Origin of the sequence: Methylobacterium sp. GC_Met_3 (genome assembly GCF_026540775.1) — a bacterium.
Taxonomy (GTDB): Bacteria; Pseudomonadota; Alphaproteobacteria; order Rhizobiales; family Beijerinckiaceae; genus Methylobacterium.
This window is the reverse complement of record NZ_JALNUL010000093.1, coordinates 1-8,499: the sequence shown is the minus strand read 5'-3', so window position 1 is coordinate 8,499 and position 8,499 is coordinate 1. Positions and strand designations below refer to the sequence as shown.

The following is an 8,499-nucleotide window of genomic DNA, read 5'->3' as shown; positions in this document are numbered from 1 at the left end:
ACGGTCCGGTCGGGGTGGAGGAAAAAGCTCTCGCTCTGATCGCGAACGGAAGTCCGACCTGCGCTCTGGTTGACATCAATTTGGGTGCCGGCGCGCAATTGGCGGTGGCAGGCGCGCTTCAGGATCGCGGTGTGCCTTTCGTGTTCGTCACCGGCTACGACGACGTGATGATCCCATCCCGTTTCGACGGCGTCGAGCGGATCCGCAAGCCGACGGACTTCCGACAGATCGTGCGTGCTGCGGCACGGCTCTGCGCGCCCTAAGCGTCGGCTCGACTACGCTAAGCCGACATCGATGGCAGCCTTCTCCTACGCCTCAGAAGGGTCGTGCACGGGCGAAACTGCGATGTCTGCTTCGATGCCTATATCGCACGGAAGCGGACCGGCGGCTTTCCACCCAACCCAGCCATTCAAGGACGCCCGGCGCGGGACCGGATCTGGCCGAAAGCAGCGCGTCTGCTTTTGGCGACACAGGCGGCGAAGCGAACACAAAACTTTCCCTTGCCTGACTCGACGAGTCGGGCACGCTTCGGCTGCTAGGCAGGTCGGAACAATGCCTGACAAAAGTGGGCGATGAGATCTATATTCCGCACGAGCCGGCTCGCGTTTGGTGGCGCGCACACTTACTGAACCGCCGGGGCGGCTTGGCCCTTCCGGTCAGATCATCGCCCCCGCGTTCATCAATCCACGCGGATCAATAGCCTGCTTTAGAGCGCCGAGTAGGGCCAGGCGGGTCGGATCGCCGTAGCGGGCCAGCAAATCGCGCTTGAACCGGCCGATACCGTATTCGGCGCTGAAGCTCCCGCCGAGGTCGATCGCCACAGCGTAGACCGCATGAGCGACACCCTCCCCGATTTCTTGCGTGAAGGCGATCCGGTCGCGGCCCGGAGGTACAATCAGATTGAAGTGAATGTTGCCATCGCCGACATGGCCGTAGAACGACAGACGCGTGCCCGGGGCATGCGCCTCCACGATCGCGCCGGCGCGGACCAGGAAGGCAGAGACCGCCGAAGTCGGGACGGCGATGTCGAGCTTGACTGATCCACCCGCGTGCTTCTCCGCCTCGGGAATGGTCTCGCGGATCGTCCACATGTCGCGCCTCTGCCGCTCGGACTGGGCGAGCACAGCATTCTCGACATGGCCAGCCTCGATCAGCGCTTCCAGAGTACCCAAAAGAATATCGTCGAGCGGGATGCGCTCCGAGGACGCGGAGAGTTCGAGCAGCACCGCACCGCCGGGCCCGGACGCGAGGCCGAGCTCGGCGCGGCGCATGTCGGCGACGAGCCCTAACGATGAGGCCGAGATGAGCTCGAAGGTGGAGGCGAGGTCTGCGGTCTCCCGTCGGACCAGAGCGGCGATCTCCGGGATAGGTGCGCCTGCCGTGAGTTGCAGCCAAGCCGTGGCACGCCGTGTCTGGGCAGGCCAAAGCTTGAGCACCACCCCGGTCACGATGCCGAGCGTACCTTCGGCGCCGATGAAGAGCTGCTTCAGATCATAGCCGATGTTGTTCTTGCGCAAGGTTCGCATGTCGGAGAACAGCGATCCGTCCGGCAGCACGACCTCCAAGCCAAGCACGAGGTCCCGGGTCATGCCGTAGCGTAGCACCTGCAGTCCCCCGGCATTGGTGCCGACGTTGCCGCCGAGACGGCAACTGCCCTCGGCGCCAAGGCTCAGCGGCAGCAGACAGCCGCGTGCCTCGGCAGCCGCCTGCGCGTCGGCGAGGATCGTGCCGGCGTCGCAGGCAAGAGCGAAGCCCGTCGCGTCGACGGATCGGATCCGGCTCATCCGCTCGAGCGTCACGACGAGCTGCCCGCGGCCGGGTTCGGGCGTAGCACCGCCGACATAGCTGGTGTTGCCTCCTTGAGGCACGAGGCCGAAGCCGAGGCGCGCGGCAAGACGGACGATCTTCTGGACTTCTTCGGTCGAACGCGGGCGCAGAACGCCAGGTGTCTGCCCCTGCATCAACGCGCGCTGATCGTGGGTGTAGCGCGTCAAGCTGGCGGCATCGGTGATGAGACCGCCCTCTCCGAGGAACTCGTGGAAGGCGGACAGATCGGGGGATGGGGAGGACAATATCCGGGTTGGCGCGTCTCGTGGCAGGAGTCGAATAGGTTCGAGGCTGACGCCGCCATAACGGTGCGGCAGGAGCAGCTACTCTATCCAGGCGCTTCGACGCGGCAAGACCAGCTCTACGGTTCGCCATCGATCCGCCCGATACGCCTCAGCTGCCTCGGTAACGTGGACCAAGCTGAACGTCCGGTCCTACGCGCACTGGCGATTCGGCGGGACTGGGTCTGGCCGTAAGCGGCCCGTCCGCTTTCGGGGACAATGGCTGGAGAAGCGGCCGGCCTCGTGTCGACCCAACCCAGCCCCCCCCCCCGGACCGCCGCTAACGTTTCTCCAAAGCGGCCGTTCGTCAGGTGCCTTGTATCTTCCGCTTGGGGTGAGGGGCTGCCGTTGACCGATCGTTCAGCAGTCGTCCGGATGGCGATAGAACCGGACTTCCTGTGCGCCGCGTTTCATTCCTGTGCCTGCACTACGCGGCCACTCGAAGGTCTGGCGATGCTATCGCTTCGAACGATCGGACGCAGTTGCGTCCACCCGACTTAGCCGCATAGAGCGCGCGGTCTGCTCGTTCGATCGTATGGTCGACGTCGCCATCGGCGAACCCGGCCTCGGCGATGCCGACGCTGATCGTTGCTCTGAGGCACAGCCCCTCGGGCTCGAACACGGTGTCTGCCACCGTTTGACGGATTCGGTCTGCAAAGATGGCCGCGCCTTTCAGATCAGTCTCGCGGAGCAGAACCACGAACTCTTCGCCACCGAAGCGCGCCACCTTGTCGGTGGTCCGGACTGCATTGCTGATGATGCGTCCAACCTGGCGGATCACCTCGTCGCCTGCAGCGTGGCCATAAAGGTCGTTGACGCGTTTGAAGTGATCGATGTCGACCATCAGGACACAGATCGAACGCCGGTAGCGCTTGAAGTAGCTCATCGCGTCGTTGGCCAAGGGCAGGAACGCGCGGCGGTTGAGCAGGCCTGTCAGCGCATCGGTGTCGGCTAGAACCTGCATCGCATGAAGATCGGCTCCAAGCCGCCTGACCCGGTCCTCCGCGGCATCGACCGCGTGCGAAGCCTCTGCCTCAATGAGGCGCGCATCCGCCTCAGCCGTGCCGATGCGCCTCAGGAGCGACCTGATCGAAGCAGACAGGTGCAAGACCTCGGGAGAGCCGTGCACATGGCGCGTCATCCTCGCGTTCGGCTCGCGGCCGATGCGGCCGACGGCTTCAGTGAGCTGCGCCAAGGGCCGGGTCAGCCGTGCCGCGACCCACCATATTGCGACGACGCCGAATACCGCCGTGGAGAGCCCGAGCAGGAGGATCAGGCTGGTCAAACGATTGGCGTCGGCCAATGCGGTGTCGACTGGCTGCAGTGCGACGACGGTCCAGCCCAGGCCCCGATATTCGCCGCGTCCACGGGTGGCTGCGGCAGCAGCGAGACGATCGCCCTCAGCGCTGCGAACGATGAAATGGCCGGATGCAAGCTCTACGGCCGTGTACGGCGTAGCTCCGAGATCGGATCCGAGCAGGACCCGGCCAGCGCGATCGATAACGACGACATCCTCTTTCAGCTCGGGCCTGCGAGACGAAAGGACTTCGCGCCGAACGACGTCGGCCCAGCGCCAGCTGAGATGAGCTCCAAGAACACCGATGACCTGACCTGAAGCGTCGTCCACTGGAACGGCCACATCCACGAACCGGAACGGCGTTCCATCGCTGTAGGGCGGAAGCTTGGACGCCAGCAACGCCGCCGCGTGCACATCCTCGACCGCAGCCTGCCGAAGCCCATTGATGAACCAGGGGCGCTGGCTGACGCTCGCCCCTTCGAGAACGCCCGTCGTGGCGGCACGCACCCTGCCGTCGCGATCGGCAAACCCGATCCAGGCGTAATCCGGCAGCGTCCTCTGCATCGTCTCAAGCACTTTGCGCAGGCCGCCAGTGTCTTCCATCCAGTGAGGTCGGAGTGGTTCAAGCGCTCCGACGTTGCGGATTTCCCGCAGGCGCTCGGCCATGTCCTGATCGAGCCGATCGGCCATCGACCGGGCGACCTGCAGGAGGGCGTTCTGCGCCATATCGGTGGCTTGCCCGCGCGCCAGCAGCGCTGATCCGATTGTGGTCACGCCGACGATCATGAGACCGATGGCGCCTGCGAGGAGGCTGATCTGACGCCGCAATGAAACGTGGTCCGCGAGCCGCTTGAACATCTTGAACATCTTGAACGATCCTCAATCGGGGAGGACTATGCGCAGCAATCTGTGACAGCGAATGAAATTTATTCGTAAACAACTCGCTGAGCACATGGTTTGGCCGCAGTCACACACCCAACCGTACCGGCTGAAGGTTATGGCTCACTAAGACACCTACAAACGGATGCTCCGCGCTTCCGCTTAGGAACGGAAGCAGGCGCGGCCACGACGTACGCGTCGATGCATTGCCGTTCGGAAGGAGGGGCAGAAAACCACCCCAAGCGGTCTTTCTGCTATCGACCCGATGCTGTCATTCACGATCGGCCGTATGGGACCCGAAAGCGGATGTATGACACGAGTGGCCGGTCTTGGTTCGGCGCCAGTAGCGCACGTGGCGTCCCAGTCAGATCACTCATGCCGCGTCCTGCGGCTGCGATAGAAGCATGTATGTCCGGGCCTCCTCGACAGGCAGTGGCCTGCTGAATAGAAATCCCTGGACCTCTGTGCAGCCTTCTCGGTGAACGAGGGCGAGTTGCTCGGCGGTCTCGACCCCCTCCGCGATGATGCTCATGCCCAACCGCTCGCCGATGCCGACCACTGCCCGCACGATCGCCGCCGCGTCTGGGTCGGCGATATCCTTGATGAACGCTCGGTCGATCTTGATCTTGTCGAACGGGAAGCTGCGCAGATAGCTCAGGGACGAGTACCCGGTTCCAAAGTCGTCCAGCGCGATCAAGGTCCCCAGCGTCCGCAGCCGGTGCAGGGTGAGTATCGCCTCCTCCGGGTCGTCCATCAGCGCGCTTTCAGTCACCTCCAGAACCAGCCGGTGCGCCGAAAGGCCCGCATTTCCGAGCGCGGCGACTACGGCTTGCTCCAGGCCACCCCGGAACTGCACCGTCGAGACGTTCACCGTCACCCGGACCGCCGTTGGCCAACCCGCCGCCTCTCGGCACGCCTCGGCCAACGCCCAGGCGCCGAGCGGTACGATCAGCCCATTTTCCTCAGCGACCGGGATGAAGTCTGCGGGTGAGATCAGCCCGCGCACGGGATGGCGCCAGCGCATCAGCGCCTCGAACGCCACCACCGTCCCCGTCGTTAGGTCGGTGATCGGCTGGTAGACGAGGAAGAAATCTCCGCGCCGGATCGCCTCTCTCATGTCCAGCGCCAGCGCGCTGCGCGTCGTCATTCGAGCGTGGGACTCGGCATCGCATAGACGGTAGGTGTTCCGGCCCGCGGCCTTCGCCGCGTACAGGGCGGTATCAGCACGCTTAAACACCTCCTCGGCGCCGTCGCCCTGAGCGGCGATCAGGGCGGCGCCGATGCTGACACCGATATTCACGACCGCGTCATCAAGGCGGATCGGCTCGTCTAGAGCCGCGATGACTTGCTCGCAGATGCGGTTGAGGGTTCCGTCTGCGTCTAGGTCGGTCACGACCACCGCAAACTCGTCGCCGCCGAGCCGCGCAATGATGTCCTGTGGGCGCAGGACAGAGCGGATGCGCTCGGCCGCCGCGCATAACAGTCGATCCCCGGCGAGGTGGCCGAAGCTGTCGTTGACGACCTTGAAGTGATCGAGGTCGCAGACGAGTAGCGCGTGGCGGCTCGACCCGTCGACCGCGGCGTTGAGCGCGGCATCGAGGTGCCGCCGGAGCAAGTGACGGTTGGGTAGGTCGGTCAGCGCGTCGTGCTCAGCCATATGGGCGATGCGCGCCCCGGCCTCCTTGCGCTGCGAGATGTCGATCAGTGTGCCGACCAGCCGCAGGGCCTGGCCATCCGGCGTGCGGCTGGCTACACGGGCGCGGGCGAGCACCCAGAAGGCACTGCCATCCGAGCGACACACGCGGTACTCGCATTCGAGTAGGGGCGTCAGCCCTTTTAGATGATCGCGTGTGACGCCTGTGACGTATTCACGGTCGTCCGGGTGAATTGCAGCGCTCCAGGCGGACGTGCTGGGCTGCGCCAAATCTCCGACGAGGCCGAGTTTGTCCCGCCAGCGCTCCGTCACCCAGAGCGCGCCCGTCGTGAGATCCCAGTCGAACAGGCAGTCCTCTCCGCTGTCGAGAGCTAACGCGAGACGCTCCTGGCTAACGCGCAGGTCGGCCTCACTCGCGCGTAGCGCCTCCTCTGCCTCGCACCGGCTGGTCACGTCGCGCAGCACCACGACGTAGCCATCTGTCTCGCCCGCTTTGGGGTCATAGTGGGGTCTGTTGTAGGACGCCTCCAGCCACACCCAACCACCGTCGCGGTGTCGGTGCCGCCACGTGAGCAGCGCTTGCCGGACTTCTCCCGAGAGCAGTTGTTGGAAGACCTCGGCGTGAAGCGTCAGGTCGTCGGGGTGGATGAAATCGAGCCCGCTTGTGCCGACCAGATCCTCAGGCGCGTAGCCGAGGATCTTCGATGCTGCGGGCGAGACGTAGCGGCGGATCGCATCGGTATCATACAGGATGATGATGTCGTTGGTGTTCTCGGCGATCAGCCGGTAGCGGTGCTCGCTCACTTGCAGGGCGCGCTGGGCCTCACGCCGGGCAGTCACGTCCGCGTACACGCGCACGCGACCGCCGGTCTCCAGCGGCAGACTGCGGGTCTGAAGCACAACACCGTTGGGACGCTCGCGCTCATACTCGTAGATCTGCATTCTGGGCTCGCCGCTCTCCAAGCGGTCTCGCAAGCGCGGAAACAGGTGCGCGAACTCGCCCCGCGCCACCTGCTGCGCCCGCACGTCGGCGAACGGCGTGCCGTCCGCGAGCGCGTCTCCCGCGACACCAATCATGGCCGCGACATTCCGGCTGCTCATCCGGACGCGGTCGTCCGCGTCGGTGATGATGAAACCCTCGTCCATCGCCTCCACAGCGACACGCAGCAGCATATCATCCCGCTCGGCCTGCGAAGCTTGCCCCGAGCACATCATCGTCTGCGTCATGGTTAGAGCGTGCTCGTCGTCAAAGTTCGCGTTCAGGGTCTCGATGTCTGGTCAGCGCTGATGCGATGCCGCGTCGCCAGCTTCTGGGGCCGAGGCACGGTCAGAGCCTGATCTGCTCGTTGAAGGTGATGGCAGCCAAGGGCTCGCAGAATTCGACGGCGATACCTCCATCGAGGTGACGCACGATCGTGGCATAGTGAACCCCGACCTTGATCCGGGTGCCGACGAACGGCACGATGGAGGAGTTCAGGGAAATAGCGGCGCCAGTCCGTGACAGATTTAGGATCTCGCCCCGCAGGACGGTTTCCTGAGCAAACCTGATTTCGACCGAACGGTGTATGGGTACGATACGCGGCGCGGTGCGCAGTTCCACCGTTTGCATGCTACGGCGGGCGTGCCATTCGAGGCGGGCTGCGACCGGGCCGCGCCGGAACTCGGGCAGGTACAGATCGAGCGTGAAGCCCTCCGCGGTGATCTGGTTCACGCGACCCGGCAGGATGCCGATATTGTTGAGGAAGCAGACGACCGCCTCACCCACATCGACCTCGGCGTTGGCGATAAGGTTGGCCCACTTCAACGTAATTTCGGTCGCACGGCAGGCGACCTCGTGCCCCGATGCGACCATGACGCGTCCGCCCACGACGTAGACCGGCTTTGTATTGTTTGATACAGTCGGAGCAACAAATTTAGGCTCTACTACGTCAGCCCCAGCCACAACCCGCCCCTAAGAGTCGTTACGAAATTTTGGTAGCTTTTGATGTCGTTCACAGTGATAGGATTACTTGATAATGCATGTTATTTTCCCGATTACAACCGAAAATTGCTTCTAATATGCCCATAAGTGCGACAAAAAGCATATTGGTTTTGTATCGCATCGCAGTCAAAATTTGCAGATGACTAACTTTATTTTAAGCAATGAGCGTGACGTGGCGCATGAGCGATTTCGAATGCCATGGACCAAGCTTCCGCCGCAGGAGCGCTCGTTGATGACGACGCCGACTGTTAAGGGACTGCGTGCTGTTATCGGGAAGAAAAACGACTTACGAAACGACTCGAGCGCCCTGGCTGCAAGCGGCTCGACAGGCCGTGCGCTCGGCGTACTGGGGTTCAAGACAGTGGCTGATGATCGCTGACGCCATCTCCCTGACCGCTGGCCCAGGTTGAGTACACGCTCCACAATTGACGCAGACGTTACCCACGTTCGCTTGGTGGCCCGCTTCACCGGCTCAGCCGCCCATAAGCGGACAGGCAGCTTCCCACCCATCTGAGACGCTCAGGCAGGCGGCCTGCGGCGGCTGATGCTGGCCGAAAGTGGAAGGGCGGCTTCGAAGAGG

At 63.7% G+C, this 8,499-nt stretch carries 5 protein-coding genes; 1 reads left to right on the top strand and 4 read right to left on the bottom strand.

Translation table 11 applies throughout. The annotated features are described in order from the left end of the window. On the top strand, window positions 1–263 hold a 263-nt coding region (locus OXS27_RS30945), incomplete at its 5' end, for a hypothetical protein (protein ID WP_267361505.1). Window positions 264–656: 393 nt separating this feature from the next. Here OXS27_RS30945 and OXS27_RS30940 read toward each other — a convergent pair. From OXS27_RS30940 to OXS27_RS30925, 4 genes are all read right to left on the bottom strand, one after another. Continuing rightward, window positions 657–2,072: an FAD-binding oxidoreductase gene (locus OXS27_RS30940; protein WP_267361504.1), complete on the bottom strand. Its 1,416-nt coding sequence runs from the start codon at window positions 2,070–2,072 to the stop codon at window positions 657–659. A gap of 463 nt (window positions 2,073–2,535) precedes the next feature. Next, window positions 2,536–4,272: a diguanylate cyclase gene (locus OXS27_RS30935; RefSeq protein ID WP_267361503.1), complete on the bottom strand. Its 1,737-nt coding sequence runs from the start codon at window positions 4,270–4,272 to the stop codon at window positions 2,536–2,538. Between the two features lie 385 nt (window positions 4,273–4,657). Continuing rightward, window positions 4,658–7,165 carry an EAL domain-containing protein gene (locus tag OXS27_RS30930; RefSeq protein ID WP_267361502.1) on the bottom strand — a complete coding sequence of 836 codons (2,508 nt, stop codon included), beginning with the start codon at window positions 7,163–7,165 and terminating at the stop codon, window positions 4,658–4,660. A gap of 100 nt (window positions 7,166–7,265) precedes the next feature. Beyond that, window positions 7,266–7,790, bottom strand: coding sequence for a PilZ domain-containing protein (locus tag OXS27_RS30925; RefSeq protein WP_267361501.1), 525 nt, complete (start codon window positions 7,788–7,790; stop codon window positions 7,266–7,268). Window positions 7,791–8,499: the final 709 nt, after the last annotated feature.